Source organism: Anaerobiospirillum sp. NML120511 (genome assembly GCF_023050955.1).
Classification (GTDB): domain Bacteria; phylum Pseudomonadota; class Gammaproteobacteria; order Enterobacterales; family Succinivibrionaceae; genus Anaerobiospirillum.
In genome coordinates, this window is record NZ_JALKIK010000052.1 from 1 (window position 1) to 17,329 (window position 17,329).

General features: G+C 52.4%; 11 protein-coding genes. 4 read left to right on the forward strand and 7 right to left on the reverse strand.

Translation table 11 applies throughout. The features are described 5' to 3' along the window. Positions 1-1,082: 1,082 nt before the first annotated feature. Positions 1,083-1,466, reverse strand: a complete 384-nt coding sequence (locus MXE39_RS11340; RefSeq protein WP_246978825.1) for a hypothetical protein — start codon at positions 1,464-1,466, stop codon at positions 1,083-1,085. 388 nt (positions 1,467-1,854) lie between these two features. Here MXE39_RS11340 and MXE39_RS11345 point away from each other — a divergent pair, with 388 nt between their 5' ends. The 4 genes from MXE39_RS11345 (at position 1,855) to MXE39_RS11360 (ending at position 10,399) form a co-directional block, all read left to right on the forward strand. After that, positions 1,855-2,727, forward strand: a complete 873-nt coding sequence (locus MXE39_RS11345; RefSeq protein ID WP_246978824.1) for a DedA family protein — start codon at positions 1,855-1,857, stop codon at positions 2,725-2,727. Positions 2,728-3,454: 727 nt separating this feature from the next. Beyond that, complete coding sequence (locus tag MXE39_RS11350; RefSeq protein ID WP_246978823.1) at positions 3,455-4,936, forward strand: sodium:alanine symporter family protein; 1,482 nt, start codon at positions 3,455-3,457, stop codon at positions 4,934-4,936. Between the two features lie 764 nt (positions 4,937-5,700). Then, on the forward strand, positions 5,701-9,843 hold the full coding sequence (locus MXE39_RS11355) for a glycoside hydrolase family 2 TIM barrel-domain containing protein (RefSeq protein WP_246978822.1): 4,143 nt from the start codon (positions 5,701-5,703) through the stop codon (positions 9,841-9,843). Positions 9,844-10,051: 208 nt separating this feature from the next. Beyond that, the gene (locus MXE39_RS11360) at positions 10,052-10,399 is read left to right on the forward strand and encodes a hypothetical protein (protein ID WP_247074144.1); all 348 of its coding nucleotides are present in this window, start codon (positions 10,052-10,054) and stop codon (positions 10,397-10,399) included. Between the two features lie 242 nt (positions 10,400-10,641). Here MXE39_RS11360 and MXE39_RS11365 read toward each other — a convergent pair whose 3' ends face one another. From MXE39_RS11365 to rlmB, 6 genes are all read right to left on the reverse strand, one after another. Beyond that, entirely contained in the window at positions 10,642-12,669 is a 2,028-nt protein-coding gene (locus MXE39_RS11365; protein ID WP_246978821.1) for an ABC transporter ATP-binding protein/permease, read from the reverse strand. A 578-nt stretch (positions 12,670-13,247) separates the two neighbouring features. Then, a complete protein-coding gene (locus tag MXE39_RS11370) occupies positions 13,248-14,186 on the reverse strand; it encodes a Cof-type HAD-IIB family hydrolase (RefSeq protein ID WP_246978820.1) in 939 nt (312 codons plus the stop codon). 439 nt (positions 14,187-14,625) lie between these two features. Continuing rightward, complete coding sequence (gene rplI / locus MXE39_RS11375) at positions 14,626-15,078, reverse strand: 50S ribosomal protein L9 (RefSeq protein WP_246978819.1); 453 nt, start codon at positions 15,076-15,078, stop codon at positions 14,626-14,628. Positions 15,079-15,144: 66 nt separating this feature from the next. Next, positions 15,145-15,375 (reverse strand): 30S ribosomal protein S18, encoded by a 231-nt coding sequence (rpsR, locus tag MXE39_RS11380; protein ID WP_246912924.1) that lies wholly within the window; start codon positions 15,373-15,375, stop codon positions 15,145-15,147. Positions 15,376-15,392: 17 nt separating this feature from the next. Beyond that, positions 15,393-15,806 carry a 30S ribosomal protein S6 gene (gene rpsF / locus MXE39_RS11385; protein WP_246978818.1) on the reverse strand — a complete coding sequence of 138 codons (414 nt, stop codon included), beginning with the start codon at positions 15,804-15,806 and terminating at the stop codon, positions 15,393-15,395. 636 nt (positions 15,807-16,442) lie between these two features. After that, positions 16,443-17,222, reverse strand: coding sequence for a 23S rRNA (guanosine(2251)-2'-O)-methyltransferase RlmB (gene rlmB / locus MXE39_RS11390; RefSeq protein WP_246978817.1), 780 nt, complete (start codon positions 17,220-17,222; stop codon positions 16,443-16,445). Positions 17,223-17,329 lie beyond the last annotated feature (107 nt).

Genomic DNA, 17,329 nt, shown 5'->3' on the forward strand with positions numbered 1-17,329 from the left:
GGCATAGGGTCACCTCTCAGACTTACATTCATATGTTGAAGTTATGAATCATACCCGCGCAAATCGCATAAATATAAGGATTTATCAAAAAACGTGATGAAAATCACAAGCACTTAATACGCCGTAAGCCTGCAAAGCCCCCGGTCATCCCCCTGATTTAACGGCAGTCACACAATATCACCTCCCCTGAGCCCCACAGCTGACATAAATACAGAAACTGCCACCAAAAAATGACTCCACGCTTTTGCAACAGTCAATACTCCCCTGAGCTGCCATCCCTGTTGCCATTCTGCCTGAACAGCCCTCCCCATATGCCACAGCTCCACGGAGTCAAAAAGGGCCCTCCAAAACCACCACGCCCTGCAAAACCACCACGCCCGCGTGCACCGCCACTCCAGCCGGCAAAGCCGGCCCATCTGAGCCGTAACAGAGAGCAACATCAACTTGCCACTTAAGCACACAGCGGCGCCAGCAATACAGCAAGACTGCCCACCTCATGGAGCTGCAACCTCAACTGCACAGTACGCTCAAAGATCACTGCCTTTAACAGTCTGCCTGCTCTTTCCTTGCGCGCTGCCCCTGACAGTCATTGCAGGCAGTACATTGTCCCATCGATCCGCAGCTCATCACTTCCCATAACAGCCCGTCACCGCTATTCACTGCCCACAACTGTCCGTATCCACCAATCACTGCCAGTCACCACCCATCACTGCTCAGGAGCCAGGTTACCGGGCCTGAAGGAGTACTGCAGTACAGGGCACAGCCTCATCTGCCTTGCGTATGTATTAATTCTGCCAGGCCGTTCCAGTAGCGATGCAGTAAAACAGTTTGAAAACCATGCAGTTGCCTGGACCGGTCATGCCTGCCAGATTGTGGCGGCGAGCTGTCACGGCTTGCTGACTGGACGTATTGTCTGTCCCCAGTTGCATTGAAGAGATCAGCTCACGACAAAGCATGGCAATAAAAGCAGGCAAGGTGATGCTATGAAATGAGTTGAGTAGCACAGAGCTCGGGCCACTTGAGCGCCTGATGGCCGTCAAACGGCTGGTTGCGGGCTGGTAGATGTCCTGCCTCTGGACGGCTTATTGCTGGCTGACGGGCTGGCCTGATATCTGGCTGTCTGGCTGACCTGATATCTGGCTGGCCTGATATCTGGCTGTATGGCTGGGCTGACTGGTTACTGCCTGCTGGGCTGAGGTACTGGGCAAGGGGCCAGGAGATGGGTGAAACTCAGGATTTTCCTGGTGTTTTGAGAGGATTTTCCGGGGAAAAAGAGCAGTTGTTATGGGCTGATTTGAGCATATGGTTCCTTTGAGCAAAATGGGCGAAAAAAACATAAAAAAGTTGTAAAAAACAGCTGAAAACGCCTCAAAAGGACCGATTTTTTCTAGAAAACCATCAAAAATCTGATAATATTCCTGTCGATTCTGAAAGTGTATGCACGCCTGTTCAGCTTCCTTTATCATGCTTATAGTCAGTCCTGTCTGTCTGGACAGGTGAGTCGTTCCTGCTGTATTTTCAGTACCATTGACACTGTTGCAGGCAGGCAGCAATGACAACGAATTTGGAACTTAGTATGTGTATCTGCGTCTGTAGTCGACAAGAACTTATTAGAGTTAGCATTACATTAGAGTATAATTGCTGATCAGTTCTTGTTTTGTCGGTTTGAGCATCCTGCCTTTGCAGATGCCTCATGTGACGGACAGAGTACTCTTAACATGTGTATGGGTTTGCTCCCTGAGCACTGACAGAATGTCATGGCACATGCCAGATTTGACATGAAGTAATTCTGCCGAAGTTGACCTTGCTGACCAGGCCTTTACTGGCCCGGGCTCTCATTTAAAGGGATCTGAAGTGTTAGACTTTTTAATCGCCTTCTTTACTGACTATGGCTATCTGGCTGTATTTGGAATCTTAATCCTGTGCGGCTTTGGTCTACCGGTCCCTGAAGACATCACCCTGGTTTCAGGTGGTGTTATTTCCGGCCTTGATTTTGCCAACCCTCATACCATGTGTCTGGTTGGTCTGGCCGGCGTTCTTATCGGCGACAGCATAATGTTCATTGCCGGACGTGTCTTCGGTTATCGCATTCAGCGTATCCGCATGTTCCGCCGCATCCTTTCTCCACGCCGCTTTTCCCATATTCAGCGCAAGTTCAAGCAGTACGGTCTGTCACTGCTGTTTGTCGCCCGCTTCCTGCCGGGTCTGCGCTCACCTATCTTCCTCGTGGCCGGCATGAGCCGCCGCATTTCCTATCTGACCTTTGTACTGATGGACGGCTTTGCGGCCCTCATTTCCGTACCGGTATGGGTCTATCTTGGCTACTTCTTTGCCGACAATCTTGACCTGCTCATGGAGTACGTCAAGGATGTGCAGAAGATGATCTACCTTGCTCTGGGTCTGCTCTTTGTCATCATTCTGATTGTCTACCTCAAAAAGCGCTTCCACAGCCGCCTCAAGACCTTTACTGATGACAGTCACCCACATCCTGCCCCATGCGGCTGCCCTGAAAAAAATGGCAATGGCACAAGCACTGCTGCCAACATGGACAGCTCAGCTTCCGCTTCTGATGCCGCAGCATCAGCAGCCATAACACCGTCAGACACAGCCCCGTCCGCATCAGCTGCAGCTGCTGCCGACAGCAGCCCTGCTGCACTGGCTCAGGCTGATGGCAGCCAGCCATCTGATCTGAGCACAACTGGCAGCAAGGTCAGTATGCAAAAATAAACCCTGCAGATTTCCTGCTACAAAAAGGGCTGATGCTTTGGCATCAGCCCTTTTTGTTTCTCCATTCCCAGGATCACTGCCCTCCATTCATGTCATGTCCGGACCATACATGCAGGCTCCAGCCGTCCATGCATGTTCTGCCCGGACCATACATGCATGCTCCAGCTCTACATGCATGTTCTGCCTGGACAAACATGCAGGCTCCTGCTCTCCATGCATGCCCTGGCCTCCATGCATACCATGGTCGTAGCCATGGTCATAACCATTGGACGCGCTGTGCGCTAAGCTCATTGAGAGCTCAGCGTCAGATGACATGCTCCGGTGGAGCACGTTGCCCGCTTCTTCCCAGCCAGCAATGCGGTGGCAAGTGGTGCATGACAGTGCAGGCTGCTTATTTCGGTGCAAGAGCCGGGCTGGCGGGGTAAAGACGGCCAATATTGCACTATATAAGGGCAGTAACAGGGCTGATATGCTAGAATAGCCCGACGCATGCTAATGCGCTTTTTTTATCAACTGCAGTTTCGTATTACCAGTAATTCTGCTCTTCGGCTCTGTTCTGGTGGATTGCGCTTCCTGTCCCCTGTTCAACATATCAGCCGAAACTGCTGCTCTCAAACCGTGCCCCGACATCAGGCTGACGCCTGCCTGCATAAGGCGCTGCCGGCACAGGCAAGAGCGGATTGAGTACTGCAGACCGGTTTTCCTTCCTGTACTCTGGAAAATTCTCATGTCTACTATGGATCAGCTCACGCATATTGTGCGTGAAATTAACTTCATTCTCTGGGGACCTTGGTGCCTTATCCCTATTCTGGTGGGCACAGGTATCTTCTTTACTTTCAAGCTGCGCTTTGTTCAGATCCGTCATTTTACCCGTGCCTTCAAACACGTGTTCGGCAACTTCTCCTTCAGCGGTGAAAAGGCCGGTCAGCACGGTATGACCTCATTCCAGTCTCTGGCTACTGCCATTGCCGCTCAGGTGGGTACAGGCAACCTGGCCGGTGTAGCCACTGCCATGGTTATGGGTGGACCAGGAGCCATTTTCTGGATGTGGGTAGCTGCTTTCTTCGGTATGGGTACTATCTTTGCCGAGGCCGTTCTGGCTCAGGTATACCGTACCCGTGATGGCGAGGGCAATATCACCGGCGGTCCATCCTACTATATCTACAAGGGCCTGGGCCTCAAGTCTCTGGCAATTCTGTTCTCGGCTCTCATCATCATTGCCCTTGGTTTTATCGGCAACATGGTGCAGGCCAACTCAATCACCACAGCCTTCTCCTCAGCCTTTAACGTGCCTAACTGGTTCTCAGGCATGATCCTTATCTGCCTTGCCGGCTTTATCTTCATTGGAGGCATCAAGCGCATTGCCAGCTTTGCCGAGAAGATTGTGCCTTTCATGGCAGGTGTATATGTACTGGGCGCCCTTTACATCATGGCCATCAACTTCGACATGATTCTTCCTGCTTTCAAGTCCATTATAGTTGGTGCTTTCAATCCTGAGGCTGCTACCGGCGGTGTTATCGGTGCCGGTATCAAGGAAGCTATACGCTATGGTGTAGCCCGTGGTCTGTTCTCAAATGAGGCCGGTATGGGTTCTACTCCTCACGCCCATGCTGTTGCCCGTGTCAGACACCCTGCCGAGCAGGGCATGGCCGCCATTATCGGCCTTACCATCGACACCTTCATCGTGCTCAACGCTACCGCTCTGGTAATTCTGGTAACCGGCTCTCTTGATGGCAAGACTACTGGTATCGTTCTGACCCAGACCGCCTTTATCAGGGGCATGGGTGAGGCCGGTGCCGGCTTCGTAGCCGTCTGTCTGTTCTTTGCAGCCTTTACTACCATTATCGGCTGGTACTTCTTTGCTGCCCAGAACTTCAAGTTCCTCTTTGGCTACCGCAACCTCAATCTCTTCTCGGTAATGGTGCTGTGTTTCCTGCTTATGGGTGCCTTCCTTGAGGTAAACCTGGTATGGGAGCTTGCAGACATGTTCAATGGTCTGATGGTTATTCCTAACATCCTGGCCGTAGTAGGTCTGTACAAACTGATAATACGCGCTGTTGACGATTACGACTACAAATTCCTCAAAGGCCAGCGTCCGCTCTTTGGTCCGTCTGAAGTTCTGACCAACCGCTTTGCATCCCTGCAGGCCGTAATGCGCCGCGCCATGTCCAAGGGCTACGTAAAAGAAAAGAACGCCCGCGACGACTAGCAGCACCAGCAAGCTTCAAGGCCAGCCTGGTTGCTGCCCAGGCACCAGGCAGTGCACATTGGGCAGCCCTGGCAGCTCCCTGACCGTCAGTGGACACATGAGCATGCCAGATTGCTCACTGAGACGCCTGCATGTTGGCATGCAGGCTTAAGCTTGATGTATGGCAGGAGCCTGGCGTCGCTGCAGATTTAAAGCATTCAATGCAGGCGGAAGCGCAAACTCATTTTTGCAGAGTCAGTCTGAATGCCTCTGGCTGCTAAAACAGCTGAAAAAGCCGTTTTCTGAATGGAAAACGGCTTTTTTTATTTATACATTTTCCGGCGCAAACAAGGGCTTCCCCCGGTAACATGTTATCGATATTCATATATCAGTTTGCTTGTATGACAACACATTTTCACCTGTGACATAAGTCCGGTTTCAGGAGATAAGTTCCAAGTATTATGTGACTTGTATCTCACGAATGTCATATTTGGGCTTTTTTTGATGTACCGCTTTTAGTTAAGTTTATTTGCGCTGCACGTGGTCGTGCACTGGTTCAATCAGCCCGCACAGGCACGAAGCTGTGCGCATACGAAACATAAGGTACCTGACAGACACTGGAGTTTAAACCAGTGAATTAAGGTTTGTTTCGTCTTTTCAGCTTTATCCGTGTAAACGTTTCCACAGATATGACGAATGTGACTGTCCGGGAACGCTGACTGAAAAGTACGCTGTTGTGTGTTTAATTTTCGTAGCTGCTGCTACGACTCTGGGGAAGAGAATTCATGAAGAATTTAAAGCCTAGCCTCCTTACTATTGCCATATGCTCTGCACTTGCTGTAGTCGGCTGTGAGTCTAATGGTCAGAATGCCAAATGGAATGCCGGCCCTGATACCGTAGTGAAAGTCCACGACGGCTCCTTACGTGTTTCTACCGATCTGCCAAAGGCCCGTGATCCAAAGGCCGACGTCTTCAAGGGTGAAGAGTGGTTTGATCAGCCAACTGTCTATGCAGTAAACCGCGAAAAGGCCCACAGCTCTTTCTACTCATTTACCAGTGAGGAGGACGCCCTGGCCCGTGACCGCAGCCGCTCCGAGAACTACATGCTGTTAAACGGCACCTGGAAGTTCTCCCTTGCCAGGAACCCTCATGAGCGCAATACCGAGTTCTTCAAGCCAGGCTACTCCGTAAGCAAGTGGGCCAACATTCAGGTTCCAGGCTCCTGGCAGACTCAGGGCTTTGACCGTCCATACTACACCGATACCCGTCTTTCCTGGCTGGGCACTGAAGAGCCTGGCGTAGGCGTATCCCCTACCGTATACAACCCTGTTGCCTCCTACCGCAGAGACTTCACCACTCCAGCAAACTGGGATGGCAAGCAGATTCTGGTTAACTTCCAGGGCGTCGAGTCCGCTTTCTACCTGTGGGTAAACGGCCACAAGGTAGGCTACAGCGAGGACAGCTTCACCGCCTCCGAGTTTGACATCACCAAGTACTTAAATGCCCCTGGCAAGAAGAACACCATTGCTGTTCAGGTATATCGCTGGTCTGATGCCTCCTACCTCGAAAACCACGACTATATCCGTCTTAGCGGTATCTTCCGTGACGTTGCTCTGATCGCCAAGGACAAGAACGCCAGCCTCTTTGATTTTGCTTACACCACCGATCTGGACAAGGAGTACAAGGACGCTACCTTTAACTTCACTGCCAAGATCCGCACCATGCTGCCACAGGGTCCACAGGGCTACACTGTAGAGACCACCCTGCTTGACAAGGATGGCAAGGCTGTATTCACCGAGAAGACTCCTGTCGACTTTGCAAAGACCGCCACTACTGCCACCATGCACGGCACCGGTGCTACCTACGACGCTACCGCCGGTCTTGCTGAGGTTACTTTCTCCAGGCAGGTAAGCGATCCATTAAAGTGGTCTGCTGAAAAGCCAAACCTCTACCGCGCCTTAATCACCTTACGTGATCCACAGGGCAACATTGTTGAAACCACTTCTTCCAATGTCGGTTTCCGCAAGGTTGAAATTTTCAACCGTGGTACCAACAAGGCCCAGGTTGCTGTTAATGGCAAGCCAATCGTCTTCCGTGGTGTAAACCGTCACGAGATCAGCCCACAGAACGGCCGTTACATCAGCGAAGAGTCCATGATTCGCGACATCATGCTGATGAAGCAGTACAACCTCAACTCCGTACGTAACTCCCACTATCCAAACGAGCCACGCTGGTACGAGCTGTGCGATGAGTACGGTCTGTACATGATGGACGAGGCCAACGTTGAGTCCGATTCCATCGACTCCGTACTGCCAGCTTCCGATCCAGACTGGATTGAGCCTTCTTTAGACCGCATGGTTTCCACCATCGAGCGCGCCAAGAACCACCCATCCATCATCATGTGGTCCCTGGGTAACGAGAGCTATGGCGGCGACGTATGGAAGATCCTGGCTGACACCTGCCATCAGATGGATCCTACCCGTCTGGTTCACTACGAGGCTCACCGTGACATCCCTGAGGTTGATGTCTGGTCCCGTATGTACCGTCGTGTAAACGACCTTGATAATCCAGACATGAACGCCAACCCGCTGGGCTGGTGGGCCAGGAACGGTGACAAGCCTGAGCTGCAGTGTGAGTACGCACATGGCATGGGTAACGGCATCGGTAACTTCAAGGACTACTGGGACTTCTACAACCAGCACCCAATCTTACAGGGCGGCTTTATCTGGGACTGGCGTGATCAGTCTTTAGAGATCCCAACTCCTGTTGACAAGATGCTCTCCGAGAAGGCCTCCAACCTGGAAGTTCGCCTGACCGGTAAGCTGGTAGCCGGCAAGAACGGCAGAGCCATGGACGGTTTTGCTTCCGTCTACAATGACCCAAGCCTGGTATTAAGCGGCAACCAGCCATTTACCCTCGAGGCTACTGTAAAGCCAGCCAAGGACCAGCCAGCTCTTGATGCCCCAATCATCATGAAGGGCGACATGATGGCTTCCCGTAACGAGTCTTACGGTCTGCACCGCAATGTAAACTACGACTCCGAGGGCAAGAAGGTTGTTTCTGACAACATCGAGTTCTACATCTACGGCGGCGAAGCCAATGCTGATGGCGTAATCGAGAAGTTCTCAGCTTCCATCCCAACTCCAGCTGACTGGAACAACAAGTGGCACCACGTAGCCGGTGTTTACGACGGTCAGGTCATGAAGCTCTATCTGGATGGCAAGGTTGTTGCCACTGCCATCAATCCAAAGGGCATTGCAGTTGGTCCTAACCCTGTAGGTATCGGTGGTGTTCCATTATTCGACGCTACCAAGGCTGAAACCCTCCCAACCTTCAAGGGCTTAATCGACAGCGTACGTATCTACAACCGCGCTCTTGATCAGGCTGAGCTGGCCAGAACCGACCGCAAGGTTGATTCAAGCTCCCTGTTATGGCTCGACTTTGAAGGCACCACCAACAAGAAGTATGACAAGCCTACTTACCTGTCATACGGCGGTGACTGGGATGACATCCGCTCCGGCAATCCAAATAACAAGAACTTCTGCGCCAATGGCCTGATCTCCGCTGACTTCACTGTTCAGCCAGAGCTGGTTGAGGTTAAGAAGGGTTATGAAGAGATCGCCATGACCGCTGACAACGCCAGCAATGGCAAGTTTGTTCTGGAAAACCGCAAGCTCTTTACCAACCTCAACGAGTTTGAAGCTTCCTGGAACCTGACCGAGAACGGTGTTGTTATCGAGTCCGGCAAGTTAAGCCCAGAGGATCTCGATGTTGCTCCGCTGACCAGCAAGAGCATCAAGATCGGCTTCACCAGGCCACAGGTTAAGGCCGGTGCCGATTACTTCCTCAACGTATCCTTCGCTCTCAAGCAGGATGAGCCATATGCTCCAGCCGGTCACGAGATTGCTCACGAGCAGTTCGCCCTTGACTTTGCCAGTGACGCTGAGGTTGCCCAGCCAGTTGTTGAAGTTGCCTCCATGCCAGCCCTCAAGGTTGCTGAAGACGGCATCTTAACTACCGTAACCAATTCCACTGGTGATCTGGTTGTTACCTTCGACCGCGCTGCCGGTACCGTAACCGGTATCAAGTACATGGGCAAGGATCTGATTATTCCTAACGATCATGGCTCCATCAAGACCCCAGGCATTATGCCTAACTTCTACCGTGCCGGTACTGACTCTGACCTCGGTTACTACTACCAGTTCCTGACCTCCAAGTGGCGTTATGCCGGTCTGAGCAAGAAGGTAGTCAAGGTTGAGACTGTCAAGGATTCCGACCAGCAGGTTACCTTCAAGGTTTCCAGCACTCTGCCTGTAGCTGACAACTCCGGTTATGAGCAGGTATTTACCGTCTACGGTTCCGGTGACATCAAGATTGAGACCACCTTAAACCCAACAGCCGGTCTGCCAATCATTCCAGAGATCAGCAACATGCTGACCATGCCACGTGAGTTTGCCAACGTCACCTGGTTTGGCCGTGGTCCAGATGAGAACTACATCGACCGTCAGTGGGGTTACCCGGTAGGCGTTTACAGCAAGGACGTCAAGGACTTCTACACCGACTTCATCAAGCCACAGGAAACCGGTAACCACACCGATGTTCGCTGGGTTGCCTTAACCAACGACGATGGCGTTGGTCTGATGGCCAAGGCTGAGGGCGGCGATCCAATCGAGTTCAACGCTCTGCTGTACACCCCAGAGCAGCTGTCCAACTACAACCACAGCTTCTACATGAAGGAAGGCGACATCACCTTACGCTTAACCGAGCGTCAGATGGGTCTGGGTGGTGACAACTCATGGGGCGCCATGCCATTTGAGAAGTACCAGAACCCTGCCGACAGACAGTACAAGTACACTGTAACCTTAAAGCCAGTGTCTTCTGCTGATGTAGCAAGCTTCAACTACGAATACAGCACCTTAATTAAGTAATTCAGTCTGACCGCAGTCAGCCCGTCAGCTGACTGCACAGCTGAACCAAAAGCCATGGGGAAACCCATGGCTTTTTTTCATTATGCATCCCCGCAGCTCAGCTGCGCTGCAACAGCGCCGTTGCAGCGCCGCAGGCACTGGTGCGCGCCTCCTCCATAAACGCTGGCCGTTGCCACAGCCTGTGGCCAGCTGCCGGGCATTTTACTTAATGGAAAAAAAGGGACCATCTGCTCAAGTACATGTGGTCTCTTTTATTTTGGAAAGCGTTTTGAAATACCCATGGTCACCTGAGGCGTGTGGACACCGCAGCAATCCAGCCAGGCATCAAGGCTGCATGGCAGCGGCGCAGGCCATGAGGCATATGGCTGAGAGCCATGGCCCTGGTATTCATGAGCTCTCTGCACGTCTGCATAAAGTGCTGCCCAGGCGAGCATGTCGGCTGTTCCCGCCCTGCCATTTGCCGGGCATTTTACTTAATGGAAAAAAAAACGGACCATATGCTTCAGAGCATATGGTCCTGTTTTTCTTTTGGGGTCTCTTTTGTAAAGCGCCTTAAAAAGTCTCTGCGTGACAGACACGCTGCTGCGCTGATGGGCAATCATGACTGCCTGGCTGGCTGCCAGACTGCCTGGCTGGCTGCCTGGCTGGCTGGCTGCCAGACTGCCTGGCTGGCTGCCTGGCTGGCTGCCTGGCTGGCTGCCTGGCTGCTATGCAGCATGATGCTCAGGCCTGAGGCATCAGGCCCTGGGCATCAGCCCTTGGCTTCAGGCATCAGAACCACGGCTAAGGCCCCGGTCATTATGGCCTGAGAGTGCCCTCAGAGCCCTGCACGCTGCTGTCATGTGCTGCAGCGGCGACAGCAGCGGCTGCCGTAGCAGCTGCAGCTGCGACATCGGCCTGCTGCTGTGAGAGAGCTGATGGGCGGCCATCAGAGTCTGACAGAGTGGTTCCGAGCAGCTCATTGCGATCGTAATCTGCCATAAGGTCTCCGGCATAGCTCTGGGCATGTGATCCTTTGGCACTTGAACCCAGCAGATCAGAGGCAAAACAGATTTCACAGCGGCCTTTGCCATCGTAGGTAAGGACGTTTTTGTGCCTTGAGATCAGGGTAGAGCGATGTCCTACTGAAATGATAATGGACCTGTTAAGACGTTTGTGCAGGAGGTCATAGACCATGGCCTCAGTCTTTTCATCCATGGCTGAGCTGGCTTCATCAAGGAAGAGTATGTCCGGAGTATTGATGAGAGCACGGACAATGGCCACACGCTGCTGTTCACCCAGAGAAAGGATATGACTCCAGGTATCAACCTCATCAAGATGCTCAACAAGATGCTCAAGCCCCACCATTTTGAAGAACTCTTCGGTGCGGCCATCGGTTACCGGCTCAGACGGATAGGAAGCAGCAAGGCGCAGTGAGCCCTGTGGCAGATAAGGCTTTTGCGACAGGAAGAGCGTGCTGGCTCCGTTCATGTAGTGAACTTCACCGCTGCTGTAAGGCCAGATACCGGCCAGAGCCTTGATAAGAGTTGACTTGCCACAGCCTGAAGGACCACGGATTAACAGAGAGTCGCCATTGCTCATATCAAGAGACAGACCGTCAAGCAGCAGCTTGCCACGTGGGCTCTTTACTGTAAGGTTACGCACCTCAAGCTGATGGGCATCCTTTTTGACCGGCAGACAGTGCAGGGCCTCAACCTCTTCCATTGACAGATAGAACAGAGCAAGACGGTCAACCACTGACTTCCATGATGCCCATGAGGTGAAGTTGGAAACCAGAGTAGACAGACTGTCCTGAACACGGCCAAAGGCTGAGGAAATCTGCATGATAGATCCCATGGTGATGATCTTGGCAAAGTACAGCGGAGCTGAGATCAGCATTGGGAAAATCACGGCAGTCTGAGCATAACCAATGGTTAAAAAGCCCAGACGCTTGGTGCAGACAATAAGTTTGATGTAGTTGGCTACCAGATCAGCAAAGGACTGACGCAGATATTTGTTCTCCTCATGCTCACCCTTGTAAAGGGCGATGGACTCGCCATTTTCACGTACACGGATCAGGGAGAAACGGAAATCGGCTTCATAGCGCTGCTGTCTGAAGTTCAGACGTACCAGAGGCTTACCCAGCCAGAAAGTCAGAGCCGTACCAAGCACAGCGTAAAGCAGAGCCAGATAGCACATATAGCCATCAGGCAGATGGATATCCATGCCCAGAACGGTAATGTCTACAGCTGATGAGAGCTGCCAGAGCACCACGCCAAAGGAAATCATCATGGCAAGGTCAGTGGCAGTACCTAAAATGAGCACAATGGTTGCCGAAACAAACATGTTCAGGTCTTCGGCAATACGCTGATCAGGGTTATCAGTGTTCTTGTCAGCCAGCTGGAGCTTGTAGTAATTGTCACTTTGCAGCCAGCGATCCATGGTCTTGCCTGTAAGCCAGGTACGCCAGTTAATGGACAGGCACGACTTGAGGTAGGCGTTATAAACGCTCACTACCACGTGAATGGTAGCCAGCGTGGCAAAGACCACCAGCTGCTGTTTAAAGCCGTCAATATCGTAATTCTGGATAGTATCCCAGAAGGTCTTGTACCAGGTATTGATGGAGGTGGCGATATAAACAGATCCTCCGGTCAGGCCAATGATAATGGCCAGCAGCAGCCATGACTTGAGGCTGTCGCGCGTACCCCAGTAGCTCTTGAGCATAATGCCAAAAGCCTTGAGCGTAACCTTTAATGGCAGGCTGTCTACACCCTTGTGACCATCTTTCAGTCCGGCAGTGTTGCCAGCAATTTCTGTGAAAGTTCTGGCAGCTTTAGTTTCACTCATCAGATTTTTTCCTTGGTCCGGCAGCACCAGTATCAACAACCTTCTCATCAATTCTCTGTCTGCAGAGCAGCCCTGGCCACGATGCCATAGCATAAGCCCTGGCATGCCCAGGTCCTGTGGCCCCGGCCATGCTCCTGACATGTGGCCATGGCCATGGCTCTGGCCAGGGCCATACCTATGGCCTGTGGCCCTGGTCTGATTGGCCCGGCCTCAGTGGCCATTGAGAACCGTGGGTTGCTGTGACAGTAACCGAAAACAGCCGCCCTGATAAGAGAAGATACCGGACAGTAATTTATCAAACTGATTATCTCAAAGCGCATAACAATCGCACAGTTAAGCGCTTTATGCCCTCTTTGGGCATGGGGCATATTGTGCCACATAAACTTTAGTGTGCAATTAGGCAATTCTATAAAAACAAATCCCGGACGCCCTGCTCACAAGAACAGTTCATCCGGGATCATAACTGGTCAGCCACCATGCATCAGCCATGGCTGCTGAAATGGCGCTGCCTGCAGACCAGGCTGCGCTCTGCAGCGCCTGCCAGGCTCAGGCCTGGCTTGCAGCTGCAGAACAGCAGACTAAAGACGCAGCAGCTTGCGCAGGTAAACAGCTACACCGTCATCGAGGTAATTGAGGGTATGGTAGCGGGCTACGGCCTTTAAAGTCGGCATGGCATTGGCCACAGCGACGCCTACACCGGCATCTCGCACCATCTCAATGTCATTCTCGGCATCGCCAAATGCAGCCACATTCTCCATACCAAAGCCCAGCATCTCGCACAGACGGGCCAGGGTAGCGCCCTTGGAACAGCCCTTGTGCATGAACTCAAGGAAGTTTGGATGGGTACGGGCAATGTTAAAACGCTCTGAAAAATCTGCAGGACAGCTTGCGCGCACCTTGTCGAGTTTGTCAGCATCGCCTACCACTATTAATTTGTAGGCAGTCTCCTCAGGATTGACCTCATCAGGGAAGAGCAGCTTTTCAAATGGCTGCATGGAGGCGGCAATTTCCATCTCGGTAAAGACTATATTGCTCTCAGTAAGCAGCAGACGGCGGGTGGAATAGGCATGCACGGCACAGCCGCATGAAGCAGCTACAGCCTCAATATCAATCAGATCCTGGGCATTGATGGTGTTTATGGCCAGGTCCTTTTCCAGCTCGTTGATATTGACCAGAGAGCCGCCATTAAAACAGACGCAGTAGCCATGGCCACGGGTAAGGCCCAGAACCTCAGCCAGATCAGCAATACTCTCAGGAGCACGTCCGGTACAGATAGCAACGGCAATGCCCTTCTCCTGTACCTTGTGAATGGTTTCAATCAGCAGAGGAGAGAAAGTCTTGTCCTCCCGCAAAGTAGTACCATCCATATCAAGGGCAACCAGTTTCACCGGTGGCATGTTGTCCAGATCAGGCAGAGTGATGCTGTGATCGTGACGATCAGCCTCACTTACCTCAACTGTCATGTATTGAGTCTCACGCTCTTTCTGCTTTTGTGCAGATAAATGTTCCACTGTCATCCCCGAACCTCAAAAAATGAACAAAGTGCTGCCCTGAGGCAAAAGCCCAAATGGGCACCGCTGTCCGAAAGACTGCAGCCATACGGTCCTGCCCGGAAGAAAGCAAAAGGCCCACAGGGATACCTCATATGCAGGAGTCCGTGCAGCTGACTGTCTGACCGGCCCATAAATTTATGGGCACTGAGCTGATATTGTGGCCAAACACAGCCCGGCTTGCAATATCCCCGGCACCATCGCCGGGCCTGTGGCCTGCTACGAGTCGGGCCCATGGCCCGCAGGGCTGCCTTGCCAGCAACCTTGGATGCTGCCGCCGGCCGGCCGGCGGCGGACGAAGTCTGCCGCCATCCGGTGCCGCTTCCGGGCTGCTTTAAGCCAAAAAAATAAGGCAGGATGCATTGCATCCTGCCCTATTTTTTCATCGGATATCAGTAATCACAGATTACTTGGAGCCGATAACGACAACCTTAACGGTGGTCTTAACGTCAGCGTGCAGCTGGAGAGCAATCTCGTACTCGCCAACAGAGCGGATAACACCCTCTGGCATACGAACTTCGCTCTTGTGTACCTCAACACCAGCGGCAGTTAAAGCCTCAGAGATGTCACGGGTACCGATAGAGCCGAATAACTTGCCCTCGTCGCCAGCGTTGGAGGCGATGGTTACAGAACCGAGCTCAACGATCTTGTTGGCGCGGGCCTGAGCAGCGTCTAACTCAGCAGCAATCTTGGCAGCGTACTGAACACGCTCAGCTTCGAACTTCTTTAAGTTCTCTTCGGTAGCTAAAACAGCCTTCTTCTTTGGTAACAGGAAGTTACGGGCATAGCCGTTGCGAACCTTTACCTTGTCACCAAGACCGCCTAAGTGAGCGATCTTATCGAGCAGAATAATTTCCATTAGAAAATTCCTTTTAATCTTGTAAGCCTGAACTCATTGTCCCGGGATTAGCCGGGCCAGTGGAAATTAACGGCTGTGAAGATCGGTGTAAGGTAACAGGGCTAAGAAGCGAGCGCGCTTGATAGCAGTAGCGAGCTGACGCTGATACTTTGCACTAGTACCAGTGATGCGGCTTGGAACGATCTTACCGGACTCGGTAACATAGTTTCTTAAGAGAGCTACATCCTTGTAATCAATCTCGGTTACACCCTCAGCGGTGAAACGGCAGAACTTACGGCGGTGGAAATAACGAGCCATTATGATAGTCCTCTTAATTAAGCTTCTTGAGCTGAAACTTCAGCATCAGAGGACTCGTCACGGTCGCCGCGGCGACGGTCGTTGTTGTCCTCACGAGCAGCACGGCGGTCCTCACGGGCCTTCATCATTGGGGAAGGCTCAGTAACTGGACCATTGGTGCAGATGACTAACTTACGGATAACAGCGTCGTTGAAACGGAAATTGTTCTCAATGCTGTCAATAGCTTCCTGAGTAGCCTCAACGTTCATTAAAACGTAGTGAGCCTTGTGAAGCTTTAAGATAGGGTAAGCTAACTGACGACGGCCCCAGTCCTCAAGACGGTGAATCTTGCCGCCGGTCTTCTCGATCTCGCCCTTGTAACGCTCGATCATGCCTGGAACCTGATCAGACTGATCTGGGTGAACCAGGAAAATGATTTCGTAGTGACGCATGAATAAATGCCCCTTACGGTAAAAGTCTAAAATTTCAGTCTTGTTTTAGACAAGGAAGCTTACGTGACATCCAACCACTGGTATGCCAACGTGACTGAAGTGCGCAGTATTGTACCTGAATACCCGCAAAATGCAAGACAAATCACATTTTTTTCAGCATTTCCTGCACATATCCCAATATCACCTGTTAATTGCTCCCAAGGGGCCCACCCCTCCTGGCAATCCAATCCCTGCTGCCGCGCCTGTCCCTGCTGCCCCGCCTGTCCCAGCTTGCCTGCCCGTCCCTGCAGCCCCGCCTGTCCCAGCTTGCATGCCCGTCCCTGCAGCCCCGCCTGTCCCAGCTTGCATGCCTGTCCCCTAATCTGCAAGGGCCGGCCTCTGTTCTCATGTAAGCGACTGGCCATTCACTGCACCGCTCACCGCAAGGGCACAAGGCAGATCTGATCCTGTTGAGCTCAAATCTCTGATGCAGAAAAAGTTCAGGTCACAGCCCTGCAGGAGGAACTGTGACCTGAAAATAAGGACGAATGCACCAGCCATGGGCCCCTGGTTTGAGCCCGGATCCAGGGTACATGCTCCCTGCGCGGGGACGAGCAGGGCTGGAGTCCTTGTCCCTGACGGCTGCCCTCCGGGGGACTAGTCCTGGCAGCTGCGCTGACGGACGGCCTCGAAGAGGGCAATACCGGCGGCTACGGATACGTTGAGACTCTCAACGCCGCTTGCCATTGGAATACGGGTGATATCGGTGCACTTTTCACGGGTCAGACGACGCATGCCGGACTCCTCAGAGCCCATAACAATAGCGACAGCACCGGTCATCTTTGTCTCGTAGATGCTGTGCTCAGCCTCACCGTCCATACCAATGATGCGGATATCGCGCTGCTCGAGCTCATCAAGTACACGGGCCAGGTTGGTTACAGCAAACAGAGGGATTTCAGAGGCGGCACCAGAAGCTGTCTTGCGGGCTGCAGGTGAGAAAGGAGCTGACTTGTCCTTAGGCACAATCACAGCATGAGCACCGGCGGCCCATACAGAACGCATGGCAGCACCAAGATTGCGCGGATCAGTTACGCCATCAAGGATCAGGAGGAAAGGAGCTTCCTGCTTTCCATTGAGGCTGTCAAGGAAATCCATCAGATCGTGCTCATTTTTAGGCGGGGTAGCCTTCATCTCAATGACGATACCCTGATGAACGCCGTTGTCACACTTCTCATCGATAAAGTGACGCATGGCTGTCTGGGCCACAATGCCGTAATTGGCCAGCTCGCGCAGCAGCTTGTTGATTCGCTTGTCGTCCTCACGGCCCTTTACTACCCAGGCTGAAAGGATTTTGTCAGGGCTGGTCTCAATAGCCTGCTCTACGGAATTGATGCCATAGACCAGTTCGCGATTGCGACTCTTCTTTTGCACTTGCATTAATTGGTTTCCTTACATGGATAAGGGGCTAAAAGCTCTGCTTCCAACCCCTTATTGAAATAATTCTGTGCGGGGCAGACTCTCCTGCCCCTGATTAAGTAATGACC

Bases quoted from the DNA above. Each gene is read 5' to 3' on its own strand.
- MXE39_RS11340 (WP_246978825.1), bottom strand. From the start codon at position 1,466: ATGATAAAGGAAGCTGAACAGGCGTGCATACACTTTCAGAATCGACAG.
- MXE39_RS11350 (WP_246978823.1), top strand. From the start codon at position 3,455: ATGTCTACTATGGATCAGCTCACGCATATTGTGCGTGAAATTAACTTC.
- MXE39_RS11355 (WP_246978822.1), top strand. From the start codon at position 5,701: ATGAAGAATTTAAAGCCTAGCCTCCTTACTATTGCCATATGCTCTGCA.
- MXE39_RS11360 (WP_247074144.1), top strand. From the start codon at position 10,052: ATGGAAAAAAAGGGACCATCTGCTCAAGTACATGTGGTCTCTTTTATT.
- MXE39_RS11365 (WP_246978821.1), bottom strand. From the start codon at position 12,669: ATGAGTGAAACTAAAGCTGCCAGAACTTTCACAGAAATTGCTGGCAAC.
- MXE39_RS11370 (WP_246978820.1), bottom strand. From the start codon at position 14,186: ATGACAGTGGAACATTTATCTGCACAAAAGCAGAAAGAGCGTGAGACT.
- rplI (WP_246978819.1), bottom strand. From the start codon at position 15,078: ATGGAAATTATTCTGCTCGATAAGATCGCTCACTTAGGCGGTCTTGGT.
- rpsR (WP_246912924.1), bottom strand. From the start codon at position 15,375: ATGGCTCGTTATTTCCACCGCCGTAAGTTCTGCCGTTTCACCGCTGAG.
- rpsF (WP_246978818.1), bottom strand. From the start codon at position 15,806: ATGCGTCACTACGAAATCATTTTCCTGGTTCACCCAGATCAGTCTGAT.
- rlmB (WP_246978817.1), bottom strand. From the start codon at position 17,222: ATGCAAGTGCAAAAGAAGAGTCGCAATCGCGAACTGGTCTATGGCATC.